The 21269-nt window shown below is 60.4% G+C and carries 17 protein-coding genes; 7 read left to right on the forward strand and 10 right to left on the reverse strand.

The features are described from left to right. Positions 1 to 28 precede the first annotated feature (28 nt). The 7 genes from SIAM614_RS04710 to SIAM614_RS04740 all read right to left on the reverse strand — a co-directional run bounded on the left by SIAM614_RS04710 (position 29) and on the right by SIAM614_RS04740 (position 7180). A complete protein-coding gene (locus SIAM614_RS04710; protein WP_208983897.1) occupies positions 29 to 955 on the reverse strand; it encodes a LysR family transcriptional regulator in 927 nt (308 codons plus the stop codon). A gap of 139 nt (positions 956 to 1094) precedes the next feature. Beyond that, positions 1095 to 2006, reverse strand: a complete 912-nt coding sequence (locus SIAM614_RS04715; protein WP_006932490.1) for a dihydrodipicolinate synthase family protein — start codon at positions 2004 to 2006, stop codon at positions 1095 to 1097. 79 nt (positions 2007 to 2085) lie between these two features. Beyond that, positions 2086 to 3258 (reverse strand): L-rhamnonate dehydratase, encoded by a 1173-nt coding sequence (locus tag SIAM614_RS04720; protein WP_006932491.1) that lies wholly within the window; start codon positions 3256 to 3258, stop codon positions 2086 to 2088. Positions 3259 to 3271: 13 nt separating this feature from the next. Further along, complete coding sequence (locus SIAM614_RS04725) at positions 3272 to 4294, reverse strand: 4-hydroxythreonine-4-phosphate dehydrogenase PdxA (protein WP_006932492.1); 1023 nt, start codon at positions 4292 to 4294, stop codon at positions 3272 to 3274. Then, on the reverse strand, positions 4291 to 5571 hold the full coding sequence (locus tag SIAM614_RS04730) for a TRAP transporter large permease (RefSeq protein WP_006932493.1): 1281 nt from the start codon (positions 5569 to 5571) through the stop codon (positions 4291 to 4293). Before SIAM614_RS04730 ends, SIAM614_RS04725 begins: the two co-directional genes overlap by 4 nt. After that, on the reverse strand, positions 5568 to 6131 hold the full coding sequence (locus SIAM614_RS04735) for a TRAP transporter small permease (RefSeq protein WP_006932494.1): 564 nt from the start codon (positions 6129 to 6131) through the stop codon (positions 5568 to 5570). The genes SIAM614_RS04730 and SIAM614_RS04735 overlap by 4 nt, the downstream gene beginning before the upstream one ends. Positions 6132 to 6196: 65 nt before the next feature. After that, positions 6197 to 7180, reverse strand: coding sequence for a TRAP transporter substrate-binding protein (locus SIAM614_RS04740; RefSeq protein ID WP_006932495.1), 984 nt, complete (start codon positions 7178 to 7180; stop codon positions 6197 to 6199). A 297-nt stretch (positions 7181 to 7477) separates the two neighbouring features. Here SIAM614_RS04740 and SIAM614_RS04745 point away from each other — a divergent pair, with 297 nt between their 5' ends. The 5 genes from SIAM614_RS04745 (at position 7478) to SIAM614_RS04765 (ending at position 13945) form a co-directional block, all read left to right on the forward strand. Continuing rightward, positions 7478 to 8389: a LysR family transcriptional regulator gene (locus SIAM614_RS04745; protein WP_006932496.1), complete on the forward strand. Its 912-nt coding sequence runs from the start codon at positions 7478 to 7480 to the stop codon at positions 8387 to 8389. Between the two features lie 106 nt (positions 8390 to 8495). Further along, the gene (locus tag SIAM614_RS04750) at positions 8496 to 10151 is read left to right on the forward strand and encodes a sulfatase-like hydrolase/transferase (protein ID WP_006932497.1); all 1656 of its coding nucleotides are present in this window, start codon (positions 8496 to 8498) and stop codon (positions 10149 to 10151) included. Between the two features lies 1 nt (position 10152). Beyond that, positions 10153 to 12264: a TRAP transporter permease gene (locus tag SIAM614_RS30435; RefSeq protein WP_006932500.1), complete on the forward strand. Its 2112-nt coding sequence runs from the start codon at positions 10153 to 10155 to the stop codon at positions 12262 to 12264. Between the two features lie 28 nt (positions 12265 to 12292). Then, on the forward strand, positions 12293 to 13267 hold the full coding sequence (locus SIAM614_RS04760) for a TAXI family TRAP transporter solute-binding subunit (protein ID WP_006932502.1): 975 nt from the start codon (positions 12293 to 12295) through the stop codon (positions 13265 to 13267). 189 nt (positions 13268 to 13456) lie between these two features. Then, complete coding sequence (locus SIAM614_RS04765; protein WP_006932504.1) at positions 13457 to 13945, forward strand: LysM peptidoglycan-binding domain-containing protein; 489 nt, start codon at positions 13457 to 13459, stop codon at positions 13943 to 13945. An 87-nt stretch (positions 13946 to 14032) separates the two neighbouring features. Here SIAM614_RS04765 and rpsD read toward each other — a convergent pair whose 3' ends face one another. Beyond that, on the reverse strand, positions 14033 to 14650 hold the full coding sequence (gene rpsD, locus SIAM614_RS04770) for a 30S ribosomal protein S4 (RefSeq protein ID WP_006932506.1): 618 nt from the start codon (positions 14648 to 14650) through the stop codon (positions 14033 to 14035). 490 nt (positions 14651 to 15140) lie between these two features. Here rpsD and SIAM614_RS04775 point away from each other — a divergent pair, with 490 nt between their 5' ends. Continuing rightward, the gene (locus tag SIAM614_RS04775; RefSeq protein ID WP_006932507.1) at positions 15141 to 16937 is read left to right on the forward strand and encodes an EAL domain-containing protein; all 1797 of its coding nucleotides are present in this window, start codon (positions 15141 to 15143) and stop codon (positions 16935 to 16937) included. Between the two features lie 128 nt (positions 16938 to 17065). Here SIAM614_RS04775 and murI read toward each other — a convergent pair whose 3' ends face one another. Beyond that, complete coding sequence (gene murI / locus SIAM614_RS04780) at positions 17066 to 17860, reverse strand: glutamate racemase (protein WP_006932508.1); 795 nt, start codon at positions 17858 to 17860, stop codon at positions 17066 to 17068. Between the two features lie 9 nt (positions 17861 to 17869). Next, on the reverse strand, positions 17870 to 18682 hold the full coding sequence (locus tag SIAM614_RS04785) for an RNA methyltransferase (RefSeq protein ID WP_006932510.1): 813 nt from the start codon (positions 18680 to 18682) through the stop codon (positions 17870 to 17872). Positions 18683 to 18984: 302 nt separating this feature from the next. On the opposite strand from SIAM614_RS04785, the gene SIAM614_RS04790 reads away from it, so the two are divergent. Next, the gene (locus SIAM614_RS04790) at positions 18985 to 21201 is read left to right on the forward strand and encodes an NADP-dependent isocitrate dehydrogenase (RefSeq protein WP_006932512.1); all 2217 of its coding nucleotides are present in this window, start codon (positions 18985 to 18987) and stop codon (positions 21199 to 21201) included. The last annotated feature ends 68 nt before the right edge of the window (positions 21202 to 21269 follow it).

Consider the following 21269-nt stretch of genomic DNA (forward strand, 5'->3'; position numbering starts at 1 on the left):
TACCGGCCGGGAGGGTCCCCCTTCCCGGTCAGGCCGAGGCGCGAATGAGCGACACCAGCGCCTCGACTTCAGGGTCGAATTCATCCTTGTTCGGGATCAGCAACCCGTAACGGCTCATGTGCTCTTCCAGTTTGACCGGCAGAATACGGATCAGGCCGTTTTCCTGGTAGTAGTCGGCAACCGATTGCGGCAGCACCGCCAGCATCTCGCTTTTGCCGACCGCCAGCGTCGTCATCAGCATCGATGATGTCTCAAGGCCGTAATGCGGCGCCGGCAGATCCGCATGGGCGAAAGCGAGTTCGATCGACATGCGCATCGGACTGGGGCGCGGCTGAAGGATCCAGCTGAAATCGCCAAGATCCACCAGGCTCAACTGTTTGCTTGACGCCAGTGGATGCGACGGCGCCGCCACGACCGCCAGTTTTTCCTGCCAGAGCGGCTCGAACCTGATCCCCGTCATGTCGAGATGTTCCACCGGCCGCCCCAGAACAATATCCAGAGCACCTTCGTTGAGCGCGGAAATCAGATTGTCGGAAGTGGACACCATCAGGCTGATCTGCGGCCCGACGTTCGTTTCCATCAGGTTCATCAGCAGTTCCGACACCTGCCCCGGCAAGGCTTCCATGATGGCCCCAAGCCGCACCTTGCCGTATTCACCGCGCTGCATCGCCGACAATTGCGCCTTCAGCCGCCCGGTCTCGGAAATGATCTGCCGGGCATGCCGGGCCACCACGACGCCATAGGCCGTCGGCTTCATGCCCCGGGAAAGACGCTCGAACAGGGTGACCCCAAGCGTGTCCTCAACTTCCTTCAGGAGCTTTGTCGCCCCCGGCTGCGACAGGTTCAACTCACGCGCGGATTCGTGAAGATTGGTTGTGACTTCCAGGCTCGCCACCAGGGCAAGCTGTTTGAACCGCAGGCGAGACAGGATCGCCATGTCGAAGGTTCCGTGCATATCGATCGATCCGCTCAGTCGTTGGCGTACCCGCTTGGCGGTTTCAATCGATACCGGATTTTTTCCTTTCCAGACAGTCAAATACCCGGCCTCATGCTTGTGGAGGGACCAAACGGCGGCGAACCGCCTGAAAGTCTCGTCACTTCCCCCAACGCAGAACCAGGGGATCGAGCCGGCGCAAAAGCGTCAGCAACCTTTCGCGCACCGGCTGCGGCAGCGGGTCGATCGGATGCCGGCAGAAATCGGATTTGATGACACCACCTTCGACCATCGCCGCCTTGCAGGAGCGCCAGCCGCATAAGCGGTTCTCATGATTGATGACAGGCAGAACACGCGCGTAGGCGTCTGCAGCCTCATCCGGCTTTCCTGCGTGATAAAGCTCGATCACGGGCTTGATCTGGTCGACAATCATCCCCGAGGTCATCGACCCGCGCGCACCCGCATCCAGATCCGCAAGCAGCGTGATGCCTTCCTCTCCGTCAAAGGGACCTTCAATGGCTGGACCGCCTTCTGCAATCAGAGACCGCAACTTGTTGGCAGCCTGCGGACATTCGATCTTGAAGAGCTTTACCATCTCGATCTCGCGCGCCATCTTCACCAGAAGCGGCACTGGCAGGTCGACGCCGGACAGGGGGGCATCCTGGATCATGATCGGAATGCCGACCTCGCCGACGGCGGCGAATTGATCGTAGGTTTGCTGGGCGTTCCCCTTCAGAAGAGCACCGTGATAGGGCGGCATCATCATGACAATGGCCGCGCCAAGCGACTTGGCAAGGTGCGCCCGCTCTACCGCGATCCTTGTCGCGAAATGGCTGATCGTGACGATGACCGGGACGCGGCCGTCGATATGCTCGATGCAAAGCCGCGTCAGCAGCTCTCTCTCGGCATCGGACAACAGGAACTGCTCCGAGAAATTCGCCAGAATACAGATGCCGTCCGCACCCTGGTCGATAAGGCAATCCAGCACGCGGCGCATGCCGGGCTCGTCCAGCGAGCCGTCTTCGTGAAAGGGTGTCGGGGCGACAGGCCAGATACCGGAATAAGGGGTCATGGGCTACGTGCTTTTTGCTTTCAGGATACGGGATGAGCTCACCGCCCTGGCCCACAGGCCAGGGCGGAAACCCGAAAGGTTACTCGGTGATATCAAAATGCTGGAGGTGCTTGTCCGAGATCGCGATGCCGAGGCCCGGCAGATCGTCGTCAAGCTGCAGATAGCCGTCCACGGCTTCCGGATCGCCTTCGAAAATGTAGTAGAAGAGCTCGTTGCCGACCTCGACATCGAAGACGGGGAAATATTCGCTGATCGGGCAATTCGTGTTGGCCATGGTCAAATGGTAGTTGTGCATCTGGCCCGCATGGGGAATGACCGGGATCTGGGCAGCTTCGGCAATGGCGTTGATCTTTTGTGCTGCCGTGATGCCACCGACGCGGTTGGTATCATACTGCAGCACGCTGACGGCCTTGCGGTTGATGAGCTCGGCGCAGCCGATCACCGAAAACTCGTGCTCTCCACCGGAAATCGGCACGATGTTCATCGCGTTGAGTTCGGCATAACCGGCAACATCGTCGGCAATCACCGGCTCTTCAAGCCAGCGCGGCTCGTAAGGAGCGAGTTTCGGCAACATGCGCTTGGCATAGTCGAGGTTCCAGCCCATGTAGCATTCGAGCATGAGATCATTGTCGTAACCGATGACCTCGCGAACCGCCTCGACCCGCTTCAGGTTTTCGCGCATGCCCGGCATGCCGTCCTTCGGACCGTAACCAAAGCGGGACTTGAAGGCCTTGTAACCGCCCTTCATCGCCTCTTCGGCTTCCTTCTGCATCGCTTCGATCGATCCGGCATAGAGCTTGGAATAATAGACCGGGATCCTGTCCTTGGTGCGCCCGCCCAGAAGCTTGAAGACAGGCTTACCGACCAGTTTGCCCATCAGGTCCCAGATGGCAATGTCAATGGCGGAGATCGCCGTCATGCCGATCCCCTTGCGGCCCCAGGCATGGCTGCGCCGGTACATCTTTTCCCAGATGTAGGCATAGTCGAACGGATCTTCGCCGATCACCAGCGGGGCGTACCAGTCGTCGATGACCTTCTTGACCACCGAGGGAGCCAGTGCGGCGTTGCCGATACCGATGGTGCCGTCTTCCGTCTCGACTTCACATGTCAGCCACTGGTGAAAGCGGAAGGACGACATTGCATCGCCCTTCATCCAGAGAGCATCGGAGGCATTGGTGCAGAAGTTGCCCTGCGGCGGGACCGTCGGACCTTTCCAGGTCCAGACGCGCGTGCGTACGGATTTGATTTTCATATGACTGGTCCACTCAATTGGAAATTCGGGAAGTCCGGCGCCGCGTTCCCATGGCGCAGGCAATGTTCCAGGCGTTGCGCATCGGGCCGACGTTGGCCGTTCCCTTGCCGCGAATGTCGAAAGCGGTTCCATGCGCCGGTGTCGTGATCGGGATCGGCAGGCCACCCTGCACCGTCACACCCTGCCAGAAGCCCAGCAGCTTGATCGCGATCTGCCCCTGGTCGTGATAGAGCGTCACGATGGCGTCGAGTTCCTTGGCAACCGCTTTCAGGAAAATCGTATCGGAGGGATAAGGCCCTTCCACCGGTAGGCCCAGCGCTTTCGCACGTTCGACCGCCGGCGTGATGATCTCGATTTCTTCCGTGCCGAAATTGCCGTTGTCGCCATTGTGCGGATTAAGGCCGCAAACACCGATCCGTGGGCTCTCGAACCCGGCATCCTTCAGGGCCGAATGGATCAGCCGGGCAGCCTCGATAATCTTGTCTTCGGTAATGAGGTCGGCAACGTCACGAAGCGCGATATGGCTCGTCACCCGGCTGGTCCACAGGCCATCCATGACATTGAGTTCCGAAACACTGCCGTTGTGGCCCAGCCTGTCGGCAAACCAGTGCAGTTCGTCCGACTGGCTCATGCCGGCAGAATGCAGCGAAGCCTTGTTGAGCGGGGCAAAGACCAGCGCATCCGCTTTGCCGGACCGCACCAGATCGACGCCTTTTCCAAGCGTTTCCAGACAATGGGCGCCACCTTCCGCACTCACCTCAGCCCGCTTCCAGCCGCCTTCCGGCGCGGTGCCGACCTGAAAAAACGAAGGCACGTCGGTGGCCTGCGAAGGCAAGGCGGCTTCGGAGACTTTCTCGTACTCAAAGCGGACGCCGGCGATATCCATGCCGTTCTTCAGTTCGTCCTCATCGCCGAGGATCAGGATAGCCGCCGCCTGACGAGCCTCCTCGTCGGCAAGCAGCCGGGCGACCAGTTCAGAGCCGATACCCGCTGGGTCGCCAAGGGTCAGAACCAAACGCGGTTTGGGCGTCGTCATTGAATAAACTCCGTCAAAGCAAGGGAAACCTGGGGAACGTAGGTCACCAGAAGCAGGATCAGGGCGAGCACGGCGATGAACGGCAGGTTGGCGCGGGAGGTTTCCCAGATGCCCGCCTTGGCAATCGAGCAGGACGTGATCAGCACCGAGGCAACCGGCGGCGTCTGCTGGCCGATGGCAAGATTGAGCGTCACCATGATGCCGAAATGGATCGGGTCGATGCCGACCGCATTCACCAGCGGCATCACCACCGGCACGACCAGGATGATCGCCGCCGCCCCGTGCAGGAACATGCCGAGCACCAGCAGAAGCAGGTTGAGCAGCGCCAGAACGATGTAGGGATTGGTCGTCAGCTCGGTGATCTGGGCGGCCAGCTGCTGCGGCACCTGGGCCTGCGTCAGGAACAGCCCGAGCGCTGCGGAGGTTGCCACCAGCAGCATGACGACACCTGTCTGGCTGATGCCTTCGAGCATGGTTTTGCGCAGCCGCCGGACATCAAGGTCCCGGTAGATGAACAAGCCGATCACCAGAGCCGCCAGCACCGCCAGCCCGGCGCCTTCGGTCGCCGTAACAAGCCCGGAGAAAATGCCGCCAAGGATGATCACCGGCATGGTAAGCGCCCAGAAGGCTTCCCGGAAGGTTTTGGCAACGTGGCGAAGATCGAACCCTTCGGCGCGCGGCAGGTTGTAGCGAACCGCCAGGATGTAGGTGACGACCATCAGCAGCCCTCCACCGAGAACACCCGGCACAATACCGGCCACAAAGAGCTTCAACACCGAGGTTTCGGCAATCGCACCGTAGAGGATCATCGGGATGGACGGCGGGATGATGATGGCAAGCGACGCCGAAGACGAGGTGATTGCCGCCGCAAGTGTGCGGGAATAGCCGCGCTTCTTCATTTCCGGGATCAGCACCGTGCCGGTGGCAGCCACATCCGCCACAGCTGATCCGGAAATCTCGGCAAAGACCATTGAGACGCCGATATTGACCATGCCCAGCCCGCCTCGGACAAAGCCGATGAGCGCGGTGACAAAGTTGATCAGCCTGACGGAGATGCCAGACGTGTTCATCAGATTACCGGCAAGGATGAACAGCGGGATGGCAATCAGCGGAAACGAGGTCGAGCCCGAATAGAGCGCGATTGCCATGTCGTAGAGCCGGTCCGTGCCCGAGGTCATGACGAAGCCGCCAAGAGCCACGATCCCGATTGCCACGGCAATCGGAACGTTGATCAGGATCAGGCCGATCAGAACGATTGTTGTCAGAAGAAGGATCATCGTGTGCCCTCCCGTGCATGCAGGGCCTGGGCTTCTTCTTCAGCCTCGGCAATTGCGTGTTCGATTTCTGCGTGTTCCCGGTCAATACCGGCAGCAGCGTCGCGCAAGGTGCGCGGCAACGTCAGCAGCGTTCCGATGATCATGAGGCCGCAGGTGATGGGGATGACCGATTGCACGATGTCGAGCGTCATCCATGGAAGGCTGAGGAGCGAATCCCACTTGGCAACGGCCAGAACGGCATAGCCGTACCAGGCGACAATTGCGAAGAAAGCGATGACGAGCAGCTCCGAAAAGGCCGTCAGGGCAACTGCCAGTCCCTTTGGCATGGCCGTCAGCAGCCCGGAAAAGGACATGTGGTGCCGCATGAAGACGGCATAGGTCGCACCAAAATAGGTCAGCCAGGCCAGCATCACGCTGGCGAGTTCGTCGTACCAGGACGGGGAAGACCCCAGGTACCGCATTGTCGTCGAGTAGATGACCGCTCCCGTCAACGCGAGCAGCAGTGCGATGCAGACAGCCTCGATTGCGCGCAACAAAAGGCGCTCGAACAAAGCAATCATGGCTCCTCCCAGAGAAATCGCCGGCCGGTTGGCCCGGCCGGCTGTTTTGTCAGTGTCTTGTTTGATCAGTCGGCCAGGCTCTGCGCTAGCCCCACCAGCTTGTCGCCTCCCTCAACCTTTGCAGCAAAGGCTTCGTAGATCGGCGCAGACGCTGCGATGAAAGCGGACTTGTCGGCCTCGTTCACCTCGACGCCAGCGGCACGCACCTTGTCGACCAGCTCCTTGTCCGCAGTCTCGCCTTCATTGAGCGACCAGTCCTGTACCGAAGCGGCAACTTCGGATACGGCCGTCTTGACGTTTTCCGGCAGCTCGCCCCAGGTGCCCGCACCCGTAGTCAGGTAGGTCGGCGAATAGACGTGACCTGTCAGGCTGAGATACTTCTGAACTTCCTGGAAATTAGCGCCGACAATGTTGGTGAGCGGGTTTTCCTGGCCGTCCATGGTGCCGGTCTGCAGAGCCACGAACACTTCCGAAAATGCCATCGGCGTCGGGTTGGAACCCCACTCCTTGAACATCGCGACACGCCACTCAGAAGACGGTGTGCGGATCTTCAGCCCGGCCAGGTCAGCCGGTGTGTTAATCGGGCGGGAGTTGTTCGTGATCTGGCGGAACCCGTTTTCCCAGGTCGAAATCACGTGAAGGCCGGCGGCCTCCGCCTTGGGAGCCAGCTCCGTCTTGACCAGGTTGGCATCGATGGCCTTCAGATGCTCGCGGTCCTTGACCAGAAACGGCATGTCGAACAGAGCGAACTCAGGAGCGACGTTGGTCATGATGGACGAAATCAGCGTGAACTGAACGGTACCGAGGCGCAGCTTCTGCATCAGCTCCTTCTCGTCACCCAGCTGAGCATCAGCATAAAACTCGACCTTGTCGGCATCACCGAGGCGCGTCTGCAGCTCTTCGGCGAATTTCTGTGCGCTGCGGCCCTGCAGGCTGTTGGAAGCCGCGCCAACCGCAACGATATAGGTCTCGGCCTGTGCCGGCAGAGCACCGAAAGCAAAGACGGACGCGAGCAGGCCAGCACAAAGGCCCTTGTGTATCTTGTTCATTGATGTCTCCTCCACTTGACGGGACCGACGACCGGCGACGGACGTCCACTCCCACCTAAGGGAACGTACTGAAGGTCCGTTGCCAAGAATAATGGGAAGACAGGATCGACCGATAACCAAATGGAATTGATCGCACCTGTTGCGAAAACCATGAGAGCAAGTATTGGTGCTTGCCGCAAGGCCACAAGAGTCCATTGCAGACCCTTGTCCCAAGCCGATATGCAGTGCTCTGTAGCCTGATCGGCCGAACTTTGGCACAGTCTGGCCCTGCCAGTAACCAACCGGAAGGCCCTTGGCGTGAAAGCCCAGTATGTGGAACTGATCGACGCGGTCGCGACCCTTGGAAGCATGGCCGCCGCCGCAAAGGCCCTCGGAAAATCTCAACCGGCAATCACCAAGGCGCTGAAGAAGATCGAGGCCGATCTCGGTGTTTTCCTGTTCCACCGGGTGCCGAGCGGTATCGTGCCCACGCTGGAAGGCCAGACGGTCATCGATCGTTGCCGCCGTATCCAGAGCGACCTGCAGAAGCTGTCGGAAGATGTGGCCCAGTCACGCGGGCAATATGTCGGCATGATTTCCGTGGTGGTGTCGCCGCTGGCCGCACTCAAGATCATTCCGCCGGTGATGCGCCGGTTTCAGAGCCGGTTTCCGGGCGTTGAACTGAACATTACCGGTGGCCATGCACCGAAAGCCTTTCACGCACTGAGGTCCGGCGAAGCGGACTTCGTCATCGGACCCGCTCCCGACGCCCAGCCCAAGGCCGGGCTTCACGTCGAGCCGCTGCTGACCACTTCGGTGACCTTCCTTGCCGGACAGCAGTCCCACCTCAAAGACCTGTCGAAACCGCAGGACCTGCTGACGGCACGATGGGCCGTTATCGGTCCGAGCAGCCGGCGCCCTCTCTTTCAGGATTTTTTCCGGATGCACGGTTTGCAAGGACCCGACCCGGTCATCCGCTCCGATTCGATCCTGAGCATCCTGTCGGTTATCGAACAGTCCGAAATCGTGTGCTCGTTTCCCTCGCTCATCGTCGACGAGGTGATGGAACGCTGGGCCGTAACCGCCCTGCCGATCGATCTGAGCATGCTGACCGTGGACATTGCCCTGACCTGGACCAAGGAAAGACTGCTGACACCAGCCGCTAACGCCTTTGCCGACATCGTGCGCGAGGAAGGCCGCAACTGGGTCTCACAGGCAAGAAAGACATAACCTGAAGTTATATCTATGAGATCGAGTTAATTGAGGGCTATACCCCCAAAGTGCTAGATTGAGTTCCAAGAAGGCCGCAGAAGCGGCACCTTGGGAGGACATCTGAGTGAATATCCTGTTCGTCATGTACGACCAGCTGCGCTTTGACTATCTGAGCTGCGCGGGGCACCCCTATCTGCACACCCCGAATTTCGACCGGGTCGCCGCCAGGGGCGTGCGTTTTACCAACGCCTATGTGCAATCCCCCATCTGCGGCGCCAGCCGGATGAGCTTCTACACCGGGCGTTATGCATCCTCCCACGGGGCACAGTGGAACGGCTTCCCGCTTCGGGTCGGCGAACACACGCTTGGCGATCACCTGCGCAAGGCCGGCATGGACTGCTGGCTGATCGGCAAGACCCACATGAAGGTGGATGCGGAAGGCATGACACGGCTGGGACTTTCGCCCGACAGCATCATCGGCGCCCGGCAGGCGGAATGCGGCTTCGATGTCTGGGTGCGCGACGACGGGCTCTGGGGCGAAGGACCGGACGGCTTTTATGATGAAAAACGTTCCCCTTACAACGAATACCTCAAGTCGCGCGGCTATGCGGGAGAGAACCCCTGGGCGGACTTCGCCAATGCCGGCGTCGAAAACGGCGAAAAGGCCTCCGGATGGATGTTCGACAATGCCGACAAGCCGGCCAACATCCGCGAGGAGGACAGCGAGACCCCCTGGCTGACCACCCGTACCATCGAATTCATCGAGCAGGCAAAGGCGCCCTGGTGCGCGCATGTCAGCTACATCAAGCCCCACTGGCCTTACATCGTCCCGGCGCCCTATCACGACATGTATGGGCAGAACCACGTTCCCGCCGCGATCCGCGCCGATGTCGAGCGCGACAATGCGCATCCGGTCTACGCGGCCTTCATGGCCAACAAGATCGCGGCCGCCTTTCAGCAGGATGACGTGCGCCGGAAGGTCATCCCCGCCTACATGGGCCTGATCAAGCAATGCGACGACCAGCTCGGCAGGCTCCTGGACTACCTGGAAGAAACCGGCCGGATGGAGGACACGATGATCGTGCTGACCTCCGACCACGGCGATTACCTCGGCGACCACTGGCTCGGCGAAAAGGACCTGTTCCACGAGCCTTCCGTCAAGATCCCGATGATCGTCTACGATCCGCGGAGCGAGGCCGATGCCACCAGAGGCTCCACCTGCGATGCGCTTGTGGAAGCCATCGACCTTGCCCCGACCTTCCTGGAAGCCGCAGGCGGGGCAGAAGCCGGTCATATTCTGGAAGGCCGCAGCCTGACCCCCTGGCTGCGCGGCGAGACGCCGGAGTGGCGCGAGGCGGTCATCAGCGAATACGACTATTCCGTCACCCCCATGTGCGCTTCGCTCGGTGTCACCACCCGCGATGCCCGTCTCTTCATGGTGTTCGACGGCCGCTACAAGCTGATCCATGCCGAAGGCGGCTTCCGGCCGATGCTGTTCGACCTTGAGAACGACCCGGAGGAATTCCACGATCTGGCCAAGGCGGACGGCCATGAGGCCGAGATCGCCCGCATGTACGACCTTTTGGCCCGCTGGGGCCGGCGCATGTCGCAGCGCGTGACCCGGTCGGATGCCGACATTGCCGCCATGCGCGGCAAGTCTGCCCGGCGCGGCATCCTGCCATTCCTGAAAGACGGTTCGGAAGTGCCGGAGGAACTGACGCAGGCCTATCGCGGCCCTGCCCTGCAGGATCACGTCACCCCCGAAAAGGGAGGACGCTGAGGTGAGCACGGCAACAGGCAACACCCCGGTCATTCCGCGCACCGACAAGTGGATTGCCGACTGTCTTGCCGTTCTTTTCGTGCTCGTGATCCTCACCTATGCGGCTTCCGGCCCGATCACGGATTTCGTTCGCTGGTTCATCGAAACCACCACGCAAGGCTTTGACGAACTGTCCCGCCGCGACCAGCGCGCGCTCATGCGCGATCATTGGCTGGGTTCGGGGTATCGCTCGTTCGAGCGATCCTTCCTGCTGCCGACGGGGCTGATCATCGGCCTGCCGATTGTCTTCTCCTTCGCCATCAGCCTCCTGACGCTGCACCGGGGCCGGGCCGGACGCTGGCTCAACTGGGCGCTGACCTTGCTGGCACTTGCGGCCTTCGTGTCCTGGATGCTGAAGATCTTCGCGACCGACGGCGGTGCGCTGCCCAGCGCCAGCCCGATCGACTTCGTGATGTTCCCGATTGCCACCGCCATCACGCTCTATCTGACGTGGCGCATGTTCGGCGGCTTTATCGTCGCCTTCTGCCTGTTCTGGGTGGTCTATTTCTTCATCCGTGGCTACCTGCCCGACTGGACCGGCATCCTGGCTGGATCCGACTCGACCTTCAGCCAGAGCCTGCGGGCCATGGTGCTGAACTTCTGGGCCCAGACCGGCGGTCAGTTCGGCCAGCCTTTGCAGGTGGTATCCGGCAGCGTGCTGATCTTCATCGTTTTCGGCGCGGTGATGATGGCTTCAGGTGCAGGCGATCTCCTGATGAAGATCGCCAACCGGCTCACCGGTGGTCTCGTCGGCGGGGCCGCTCATGCAGCCGTCGCCTCCTCCGCCCTCTTCGGCACGCTTTCCGGCGCGGCCATCTCCAACGTGGTCTCCACCGGCGTGATGACCATTCCGGTCATCAAGAAATCCGGCTTCAAGCCCGCCTTTGCCGGGGCCGTGGAAGCTGCCGCCTCCACCGGCGGTCAGATCATGCCGCCGGTAATGGGGGTTGTCGCCTTCTTCGTCGCCGGACAGATCGGGCTGGAATACCGCTACATCGTGGTGGCCGCCATCCTGCCTGCGATCATGTTCTACTTCGCCACCTTCCTGACAGTCTATTTCGAGGCCCGGCGGCTTGGCATCGGCGCCCTGCCAAGGGAGCAGCGCCCGCCGCTGACCGGCAAGGAATGGGTGCAGTGCCTTGTCTTCGTCGTGCCGCTGGGGATCCTCACCTATTTCCTGTTCAGTCAGCCCTCTGTGCCCAAGGCGGGATTTTACGGCTTTGTCGCCGCAATTGTTTGCGCCCTGGTCCTGTTCCGTGAATTCCGGTCCCGAAAACGGCTATGGCAGGCCTTCGTCAATGCCGGGCGGATGGCAGCTTCCATAGTGGTCATCGTCACGGCCATCGGCCTCATCGTCGGCCTGATCCAGGTATCGGGTTTTGCCGGCCGCCTCGCGCTGTTGCTGACACAGCTTGCCAGCGGGCCGTTGCCGCTCGTGCTCATCGTCGTTGCCCTTGGTGCTATCGTTCTCGGCATGGGTCTGCCCCCCGGGGCGACCTATTTCATCATCGTCATCGCGCTGTCCTCCGGCATCGATGCGGTCGGCATTCCCGAGCTGACGCTGCACATGTTCGTGGTCTTCTTTGCGGTCATGTCCACGGTCACGCCGCCCGTCGCGCTCGCTGCCTTTGCCGCTGCCCCGATTGCCGGCGCGGACCCGATCCGCACCGGTTTCGAGGCCGCCCGCATCGGCATTGCCGGGTTCCTGATCCCCTTCATCTTCGTCTATCACCCGGCGGTTCTCTACAAGCTGCAGGTGCTGTTCGTCTGGTTCGGTTCGGGCGCCCCGGACAGCAAGGCGATGGTCGATCTTGCCAGCGTTTCCTGGGGGGCGTTCTTCTGGATTATGGCCGCTTTCGCGCTCGCCATGTGGTCGATTGCGTCCGCGCTGGCCGGGTTCGACCGGGGACGCCTGCCGCACTGGGAGCGCCTGCTGCGCATCTGCCTTGGTCTGCTGGTCCTGGCCCCGAACGTCGCCATTGCCGGTGCCGCCACGGTCTTGATCATGGCTGATATCGTCTTTCACGCAACCCGGCAGCGGAGCCTGGCCTCCGCGCCCAATCCATCACAATGACAAGAGCACTTTTCCACGGGAGGACGGAATGAAACGATTTGCCTTTACGGCCCTTACGGGCCTTCTTCTGGCCGGCTCCGCGTCGGCTCAAGACACCACGCTGAAGATGCAGACCATCGAGCCGAGCCTCGGTCAGGCAATCACCATGGCGACCTTTGCCAACATCGTGACGGACAAGCTCGATGATGTCTCCATCGAGGTTGCCGGCGGCGGCGCGGCCACGCTGCACCAGATGGAAACCGCGCGCGGCAATCTCGACATGTACATGATCTCGCCGACCATCCATATCCTGATGAGCAACGGCGCGGCAATGTACAAGAATGAGCCGGAAGCTCCCGAACTTGCCAAGAATGTGCAGGTTCTGATGTGGTTCCCTTACGGCCAGTATCACTTCGCGGTGCGCGGCGACAGCGACATCACCGTTTTGGACGATATCGAAGGCGCGACGGTTTTCCTCGGTCCGCAGGGCGGCGGTGCCTACAACGCAGCCAAGGGCTGGATCGAGGCAACCACCGGTCTTGTTGCCGGTGAAGACTACGACGCCATCAAGGCCAACTGGGCAACCGGCTTCCAGTCGTTCATGGACGGCAAGGTGGAAATGTATGTCAACGGCTGCATCGACCCATGCCAGCAGTTCATCCAGTTTACCGAAACCGAGACTGTCCGCTTCATCGGCCCCGAGGACGATCAGGGAGAAGAGGTCGACAAGTTCCTTGGAAAGTTCCGCCATCGGGCCGAGATCCCGGCAGGGCTTTACGAGAACCAGGTCAACGACGGCCCGGTCATGTCCAACGATACGGCCGTCGGCATCGGCGTGCGTGCGGATCTCGACGAAGAACTCGTCTACCAGATCACCAAGGCCTTCTGGGAAAATCTCGACAGCATCACGACCGATGCTCCCTGGGCAAAGGCACTGTCGCCTGAATATGCCGCCCAGACACTCGGCACGGCCAAGTTCCACCCTGGCGCTGCCCGTTACTACAAGGAAATCGGCATTCAATAGCCGGCCGGACGCTCTGGCCGCATCACCGCGGCCAGAGCAGTCCCGTCAAAATCCGGAACGGCCTGTCGCCAGGACAGACCCCCGGCAAAGTTGCATCTATCGTTTTTCCGCCAAAACGTTGTACCCTTACAGAGTGCTGGTTGGGGGCAGCGGAAGATACCTGAGACTTTTTACGCGGAAGGTATTGATATGACTGTAACTCTCGACATCCAGCAGCCACAGCCGTTTGATCTGGTGAAATCCAGAATACTGATCGCGGGCAATGCGACCGCGTTCGAAGGCACCTTGAGCATTCGCGTTTCCGAAGGACACGACGAATATGCCTCCTTCACCCAGGTGGGTTCATTCGGGCTGAAGCAGTTCCAAGGCTTCATCGATATCCCGGACACCAACCAGTTTCAGATGAACCGCCTGTTCCTGACCCTGGCGGACGACACAGGCAACGAAAACGGCCCGTCCGTCGTCATTCCGGTGCTGTTCGGTCCGCGCATCCTGCCCGGTTACGGCGGCTGGCAGCCCTATACGGTGAAGGCGGGCGATACGCTGACAAAGATCGCGCAAGACCAGTATGGCAACGGCGACTATCAGCCGATCTACGAAGCCAATCAGCACATCTTATCCAACCCCAACGTGATTTTCCCGGGTCAGGTTCTTCGGATACCGCGAAACGACATCTGACATCCGGCGTCGGTGCGGAACTGCTGCCTGCCAAAAGAAAAGGCCCGCCAGAGGCGGGCCTTTCCGTCAAACCATATTCGGCGCTGATTAGCGCGAATAGAACTCGACCACCAGGTTCGGTTCCATCTGTACCGGGTACGGTACGTCAGAGAAGCCCGGAACGCGGGAGTAGGTCGCGGTCATCTTGTTGTGGTCGACGTCGAGGTAATCCGGAACGTCACGCTCTGCGGACTGGACAGCTTCCAGAACCAGGGCGAGCTGCTTGGACTTTTCACGAACTTCGATCACGTCACCCGGACGGATCTGGTAGCTCGAGATATTGACGCGCTTGCCGTTCACCTTCACGTGGCCGTGGTTGATGAACTGACGTGCTGCGAAAACGGTCGGGACGAACTTCGCACGGTAGACGATGGCGTCCAGACGGCGCTCCAGCAGGCCGATCAGGTTTTCGGAAGTGTCACCCTTCATACGGGACGCTTCAGCATAAACCTTGCGGAACTGCTTTTCGGAAATGTTGCCGTAGTAGCCTTTCAGCTTCTGCTTTGCGCGGAGCTGAACACCGAAGTCGGACAGCTTGCCCTTGCGGCGCTGGCCGTGCTGACCCGGGCCGTATTCACGCTTGTTGGCCGGGCTCTTCGGACGACCCCAGATGTTTTCGCCCATCCGGCGGTCAATTTTGTACTTAACGCTATGGCGCTTCGACATCGCGGTTTCCTTTGAATTCGCGTTGTTATTTAAAAGGAAACGCGCCCTCCTTTATCGTCACAACCCGTCTTGCGACGGAAAGGTCAGATCGACAGGGACCCAGCTAGACGGCGCCGGCCGGATGCCCACGGGTGCGTAGATCCGGAAGACATTGCCTACCGGACCGCGCGGAGATACAGGCAGTGCCCCCAAATGTCAATCCACGGGCGGGCCTGCCCCGGAATGGAACCGCCGAAATCCGGCCGGTTCCCTGAATTTTGTCGAACGAGAACACATATTTAACGATTAAGAGGGGTTTGATTGCCACAATTTATGACGCAGCGTCCACAAAATGGGGAAAACAATGCATACATTTAGAGATTTTTAATTGCAGCTTTTCACTATACAATCACCGTTGCAACCATAGCGAATAATATCAGTGCGACGGACTGCTCGAGACCCCATCAAATAATGAAAGCTTATCAGCCGGACCTTGGCAGTAGGATCAGTAATGTCAGCGAATCGTCAACCAGCTCTTCAGACCGTTCCGGAAGCGCCCGGTTTGCTCTGTCGTACGCCGAAGGACACACTGACGAAACTCGACTACGCCCTGCAGCCGGTCGTCGACATCGGCACCGGCGTTGTTTACGGCTACGAGGCCCAGATCCGGAACTGCGATCTTGTGGGAGCGCAGTCGGCTGACGAACTTATCGATTTTGCGCACTCCGAAGGATATTTGCCCCAGCTTGAAGCTCACCTTCTGGTCAAGGCGATGAAGCGCTTCGGCAATTTGAAGATCGCCCAGGGCACCAAACTCTATTTCAAGCTGGACGGCCGCGACCTCGGCCATGACAACGACCCGCGCATGCGGCTGGGTAAGCTGGTTGCCGAAGCCGGTTTGCAGGTCAACCAGATCTGTCTGGAGTTCTCCGAACGCCACCAGCAAACCTTTACCGATGTGACGCACCATGCCGTCAACGACCTGCGCCAGTTGGGCTTCCTGATTGCTCTCGACGATTTCGGACGGGGCTCGTCCGAACTGCGGCTCCTGCACGACATGTCGCCCGACTATGTCAAGATCGACCGGTTCTTCCTGAACGGGATCGACAGCGATGCAAGGCGCAAGCTGTTCGTCACCACCGTGGCCAACCTCGCGCACGTACTGGGCGCAAGGGTGATTGCTGAAGGGGTGGAAACGGAAAGCGAGTTCAAGGCCTGCCGCGAAGCCGGCTGCGACCTGATCCAGGGTTACTTCGTTGCCAAACCCTTCCAGGAAAGGTCTTCGGCGAAGCTCTTTTACGATCACGTGCGCGCGCCGGGTGTCGGCCGCAAGCGCCGCGAAGAACTCGACCGGATCCGCAACGAGCTGATCAAGCTTCCGACGATCCAGTCTGGCGCCTCCATGAACGATCTTCTCGACATGGTGGTTCACAACCAGCAAGCCAGTGTGGTTCCCGTTGTCGATACCAATAACGAACCGCGCGGCCTGATCCACGAACGCGACCTGAAAGCCTATCTCTATGCTGGCGCGCCCGGTGACGACGATGAAAAGGCAGCCCTCGATTTCCCGCTGCGTTCCTTTGTTCGCGCCTGCCCGATTGCCGACATCGATTCCAATGCGGACATGCTGCTGGTGACCTTTGCCTCCTCGATCAATTCGGATGGCATCATCATCACCGAGAATTTTCGCTACGCGGGTTTTCTCTCCGCCACCTCGCTTTTGAAGATCATCCACGAAAAGCGTCTTCAGGAAGCGCAGGACCAGAACCCCCTGACTCGTCTTCCGGGCAACGGTGCCGTGTCCCGGTTCATTGCCGAAAGCGGCCGCAAGGGCGCCCACGACCGGCACCTGTGTTATCTCGACTTCGACAACTTCAAGCCGTTCAACGACACATACGGCTATCGCCAGGGCGACAGGGCAATCATTCTGTTCAGCGAGTTGCTGCAGCGTCACGTGTCGGAGTCCGACACCTTTTACGGCCATATCGGCGGCGACGATTTCTTCGCCGGGTTCCAGAATGTCGACCAGACCGATGTCGCTGCCCGCATGCTGGCGCTCAAGCGCGCGTTCCGCCTGGACGTGGAAAGCTTCTATGACGCCGAACACCGGGAACAAGGCTTTATCGAAGCCCAGGACAGGTTTGGAACGACACGGCAGTTCCCGCTGCTGCAGTGTTCCATATCCATCCTCAGCCTGCCAAAGGGCGTGACGCTCAATCCCGACACGCTGAACCATGAGATCATGGACTTGAAACGCGCCGCCAAACGCTCCGACGACGGCCTGGCCGTCAAATGCCTTGCGGCTTGAGGCCGCGCGGAGCGCTGTCTTCAAGGACGGACGTCAAACGGCTGCTCGAAGGGTCTTTCGCTCGATAGCCGCAAAAGCCTGGATGGTTGGATGCTCGGGAAACCGCTCTACGGCAACCTTATCCCCGTTCAGTCCAGCACCAGGCCAAACCCGGCCAAAAGCCTTGCCAGCCCCGGATCCTTCGAGCCGGAGGTAAAGATCGCCCGGTCAGGCAGATTTCGAGCGGGGTGCCTGGCGGCCTCTTCCCCCAGTACCCGGACCAATTGGCGGGCGATTGCCTCGGCTGGGTCCAGCCAGTCGACCGGCCAGGGTGCGATCTTGCGGAAGCGGTTGGCAAGAAACGGATAGTGGGTGCAGGCAAGCACGACAATGTCAGTGCGTTTTCCATCCTGCTCCAGAAAACAGTCGGCAATTTCCGGAAGAAGCGCATCGTCGGAGACGGTTTCACCGCGCAGGTGCTTTTCCGCAAGTTCCGCCAGCATGTCCGAGCCGACCAGCCGGACATGACACTGGCTGGCAAAACTGTCGATCAGGCTTCTGGTGTAGGTTCTGCGCACAGTGCCGGGTGTCGCCAGCACCGAAATCAGCCCGGAGGACGTGCGCTCTGCCGCCGGTTTGATTGCCGGAACCGTGCCCACGAAAGGCACGTCCGGATGCGCCTCGCGCAAGGCGTCCCCGGCAAGCGTGAAGGCTGTGTTGCAGGCAATCACCACTGCTTTAGGGCCATGTTCGGCAATCAGATCGCCAAACAGGGACACGATCCGGGCCTTCAACTCTGCTTCTGGCCAGCGGCCGATGGGAAAAGCCGCGTCGTCGGCAACATAGAGCAGCGGCTCATAGGGTAGCAGATAGCGCGCCTCGCGCAGTACCGTGAGCCCGCCAAGACCTGAATCGAAAAAGAGTACCGGTCCCGAACCCTGCAAGATACGCCTCTATTCTTCGCTGCCCGAACCTGATCTGTCCTTGCGTGGCCGCGTCTCACGTTTTTCCAGCGAGGCTACGACACCACGCAGCGCACGCACTTCCTGGTCGGTCAGCTCCGCCTTCTGGAAGATGTTGCGCAGCGTGCGCACCATATGCGGCCGCCGCTCCGGAGGACGGAAGAAGGTCGCCTTGTCGAGCGCGCCTTCCAGGTGCTCGAAGAAGCGCAGCAGTTCGTCCTTTTTCGCAGGCGGATGCACGTCTTCCGACAGCAGGAAGGGCAGCGCTCCGGCTGTCGCGATCTTGCGCCACTCATAGGCGCACACCAGCACCGCCTGGGCAATATTCAGCGAGGCGAAATCCGGATCGACCGGCAGCGTGACGATCTCGTCGGACAGCGCCACTTCCTCGTTGTTGAGGCCCCAGCGTTCCCGGCCGAACAGATAACCGGTCGCGGCGCCCTGTTCTCCAAGTTCGACGGATTTCCTGGCAGCTTCGTCCGGCCCTCGCACGGGCTTGGGCACTTCGCGCGAGCGGGCGGTGGTGGCGAAGACAAATTGCAGGTCGGCAATGGCCGCCTCGACACTGTCGAACACCTGCACCTTGTCGATGACGTGATCGGCCCGGCTTGCCGACGCTCTTGCCTTTTCACTTGGCCAGCCGTCGCGCGGATTGACGATGCGCAGATCCACCAGACCGAAATTGGCCATGGCGCGGGCTGCCGTTCCGATGTTCTCGCCAAGCTGCGGCTCGCACAGGATCACCGCCGGCGGTTTGGCCGTCACCGCGCGCGCTTCGTCTCGGATGTGTGCATTCTTGCTCATGAGCCGGGGATTTAGCGTTTCTTCGGCGGATTGGGAAGCTGCTTTGCGAGCATTTCCATATCAATCAGCCCGTTTTTCGTTTCAGCCACAGGTCAGTCACGCCTGCTGTGACAGGGCCGGATTTCCCCTCCCCGATTGCCTTTTCCAACCGCTTTGCTAGAACACCAGCGGACTTCACGCCTTCGCCTTCCGGAGGGCTTTCAATTGATTGCGTACAATTGTATACGCATGTCGAAATTCATCGGGAGCGGTTCCGCGCCACTCCTTTGACCAAAGTTCGAACGCTAGGAAATGTGATTGTCATGGCCGACATTATCTACACCAAGGTCGACGAAGCACCGGAACTGGCCAGCGCCTCGTTCCTGCCGATCATCCGCTCCTTCACCAAGGCAGCCGGATTGACCGTGGGTACCAAGGATATCTCCCTCGCAGGCCGTATCCTGGCGAATTTCCCGGAATATCTGACGGACGCGCAAAAGCAGTCCGACGACCTTGCGGTCCTCGGCGAACTGGTCAAGCAGCCGGACGCCAATGTCATCAAGCTGCCGAACATCTCCGCATCCCAGCCGCAGCTCAACGCTGCCATCAAGGAACTACAGGCGCAGGGCTACAAGCTGCCGGACTATCCGGCCGATCCGAAGACGGACGAGGAAAAGACCGTCAAGGCCAAGTATGACGCCATCAAGGGCTCTGCCGTGAACCCGGTGCTGCGCGAAGGAAACTCCGACCGCCGCGCACCGAAAGCGGTCAAGGAATACGCCAAGAAGAACCCGCATCGCATGGGTGAATGGCTGCCCTCCTCCAAGACCCACGTCGCCACCATGGGTGAGAACGACTTCTTCTCCAACGAAAAGTCGGTGACCGTTTCTGCCGGCTCCGCAGGCAAGGCGAAGATCGAATTCGTTGGCAAGGACGGGGCTGCCACGGTTCTCAAGGGCGACTTTGCGCTGGATGAAGGCGACGTCATCGACGGTACCTACATGAGCGCCAAGGCGCTGTTCGCGTTCCTGGAAAAGGAAATTCAGGATGCCAAGGACATGGGCATCCTGTTCTCGCTGCACATGAAGGCGACCATGATGAAGGTCTCCGACCCGATCATCTTCGGTCTTTGTGTCCGCGCCTTCCTGAAGGACGTCTTCGAAAAGCACGCAGCAACCTTTGCCGAGCTTGGTGTCAACCCGGATCTCGGCATCGGCGATCTGGAAGCCAAGGTCGCAACGCTGCCGGCCGACAAGGCCGCCGAGATCAACTCCGACATCAAGGCCGCGCTCGACAACGGCCCGGCCATGTACATGGTGAACTCTGACAAGGGCATCACCAACCTGCATGTCTCTTCCGATGTCATCATCGACGCTTCCATGCCGGCGCTGATCCGCGCAGGCGGCAAGGGCTGGGGCCCGGACGGCAAGGAAGCCGACGCAAAATGCGTGATCCCGGACAGCTCCTATGCCGGTGTCTACTCCGCCGTGATCGACTTCTGCCGTGAAAACGGCGCGCTTGATCCGGCAAAGATGGGCACCGTGCCGAACGTCGGCCTGATGGCCCAGAAGGCCGAGGAATACGGCTCGCATCCGCAGACGTTCAAGGCTCCGGCCGACGGCAACATCCGCATTGTCGATGCTGCCGGCAACACCCTGATCGAACATGCCGTCGAAGAAGGTGACATCTGGCGCGCGTGCCGCACCAAGGACGCCCCGATCCGCGACTGGGTCAAGCTCGGCGTCACCCGTGCGCGCCTCTCCGGCATGCCGGGCATCTTCTGGCTGGACAAGGCCCGCGCCCATGACGCGGAACTGATCAAGAAGGTGGAAGCCTATCTGCCGGAACACGACACCTCCGGTCTCGATCTCAAGATCATGGCTCCGGCCGATGCGGCGAAACACACCACCGAGCGCCTTGCTCGCGGTGAAGACACGATCTCCATCACCGGCAACGTGCTGCGTGACTATCTGACCGATCTTTACCCGATCCTGGAAGTCGGCACATCGGCCAAGATGCTGTCCATCGTTCCGCTGATGAACGGCGGCGGTCTCTTCGAAACCGGTGCTGGCGGTTCGGCTCCCAAGCATGTCCAGCAGCTCATGGAAGAAAACTACCTGCGCTGGGACAGCCTCGGCGAGTTCTGTGCCCTCGGCGCATCGCTGGAGCATCTGGCCAACGTCAAGGACAATGCAAAGGCTCAGGTTCTGGCCGACGCGCTCGACAAGGCCGTCGAGAAGCTGCTCGACAACGACAAGTCCCCGTCCCGCAAGGTCGGTGGCCTCGACAACCGTGGCAGCCACTTCTACATCGCCCTCTACTGGGCCCAGGCTCTGGCCGAACAGGACAAGGACGCCGAGCTGAAGGCGCATTTTGCACCGATCGCCGAAGCGCTGTCTGCCAATGAGGACGCCATCGTTGCCGAACTCAACGGCGTTCAGGGCTCCCCCGCCAACACCGGCGGCTACTACCATGCTCCGCAGGAGAAGGTGAACGCCGTCATGCGTCCGAGCGCGACGCTCAACGGCATTATCGGTTGATTTGCCAATACACCCATGGGTAGAAGTAGGGCGGCTCCGGCCGCCCTATTTTTTGCGACAAGGAGCTC

The organism is Roseibium aggregatum IAM 12614, assembly GCF_000168975.1.
Classification (GTDB): Bacteria; Pseudomonadota; Alphaproteobacteria; order Rhizobiales; family Stappiaceae; genus Roseibium; species Roseibium aggregatum.

Bases quoted from the DNA above. Each gene is read 5' to 3' on its own strand.
- SIAM614_RS04725 (WP_006932492.1), bottom strand. From the start codon at position 4,294: ATGACGACGCCCAAACCGCGTTTGGTTCTGACCCTTGGCGACCCAGCG.
- SIAM614_RS04740 (WP_006932495.1), bottom strand. From the start codon at position 7,180: ATGAACAAGATACACAAGGGCCTTTGTGCTGGCCTGCTCGCGTCCGTC.
- SIAM614_RS04760 (WP_006932502.1), top strand. From the start codon at position 12,293: ATGAAACGATTTGCCTTTACGGCCCTTACGGGCCTTCTTCTGGCCGGC.
- rpsD (WP_006932506.1), bottom strand. From the start codon at position 14,650: ATGTCGAAGCGCCATAGCGTTAAGTACAAAATTGACCGCCGGATGGGC.
- SIAM614_RS04765 (WP_006932504.1), top strand. From the start codon at position 13,457: ATGACTGTAACTCTCGACATCCAGCAGCCACAGCCGTTTGATCTGGTG.
- SIAM614_RS04775 (WP_006932507.1), top strand. From the start codon at position 15,141: ATGTCAGCGAATCGTCAACCAGCTCTTCAGACCGTTCCGGAAGCGCCC.
- SIAM614_RS04785 (WP_006932510.1), bottom strand. From the start codon at position 18,682: ATGAGCAAGAATGCACACATCCGAGACGAAGCGCGCGCGGTGACGGCC.
- SIAM614_RS04715 (WP_006932490.1), bottom strand. From the start codon at position 2,006: ATGACCCCTTATTCCGGTATCTGGCCTGTCGCCCCGACACCCTTTCAC.
- SIAM614_RS04720 (WP_006932491.1), bottom strand. From the start codon at position 3,258: ATGAAAATCAAATCCGTACGCACGCGCGTCTGGACCTGGAAAGGTCCG.
- SIAM614_RS04730 (WP_006932493.1), bottom strand. From the start codon at position 5,571: ATGATCCTTCTTCTGACAACAATCGTTCTGATCGGCCTGATCCTGATC.
- SIAM614_RS04710 (WP_208983897.1), bottom strand. From the start codon at position 955: ATGCACGGAACCTTCGACATGGCGATCCTGTCTCGCCTGCGGTTCAAA.
- SIAM614_RS04790 (WP_006932512.1), top strand. From the start codon at position 18,985: ATGGCCGACATTATCTACACCAAGGTCGACGAAGCACCGGAACTGGCC.
- SIAM614_RS04735 (WP_006932494.1), bottom strand. From the start codon at position 6,131: ATGATTGCTTTGTTCGAGCGCCTTTTGTTGCGCGCAATCGAGGCTGTC.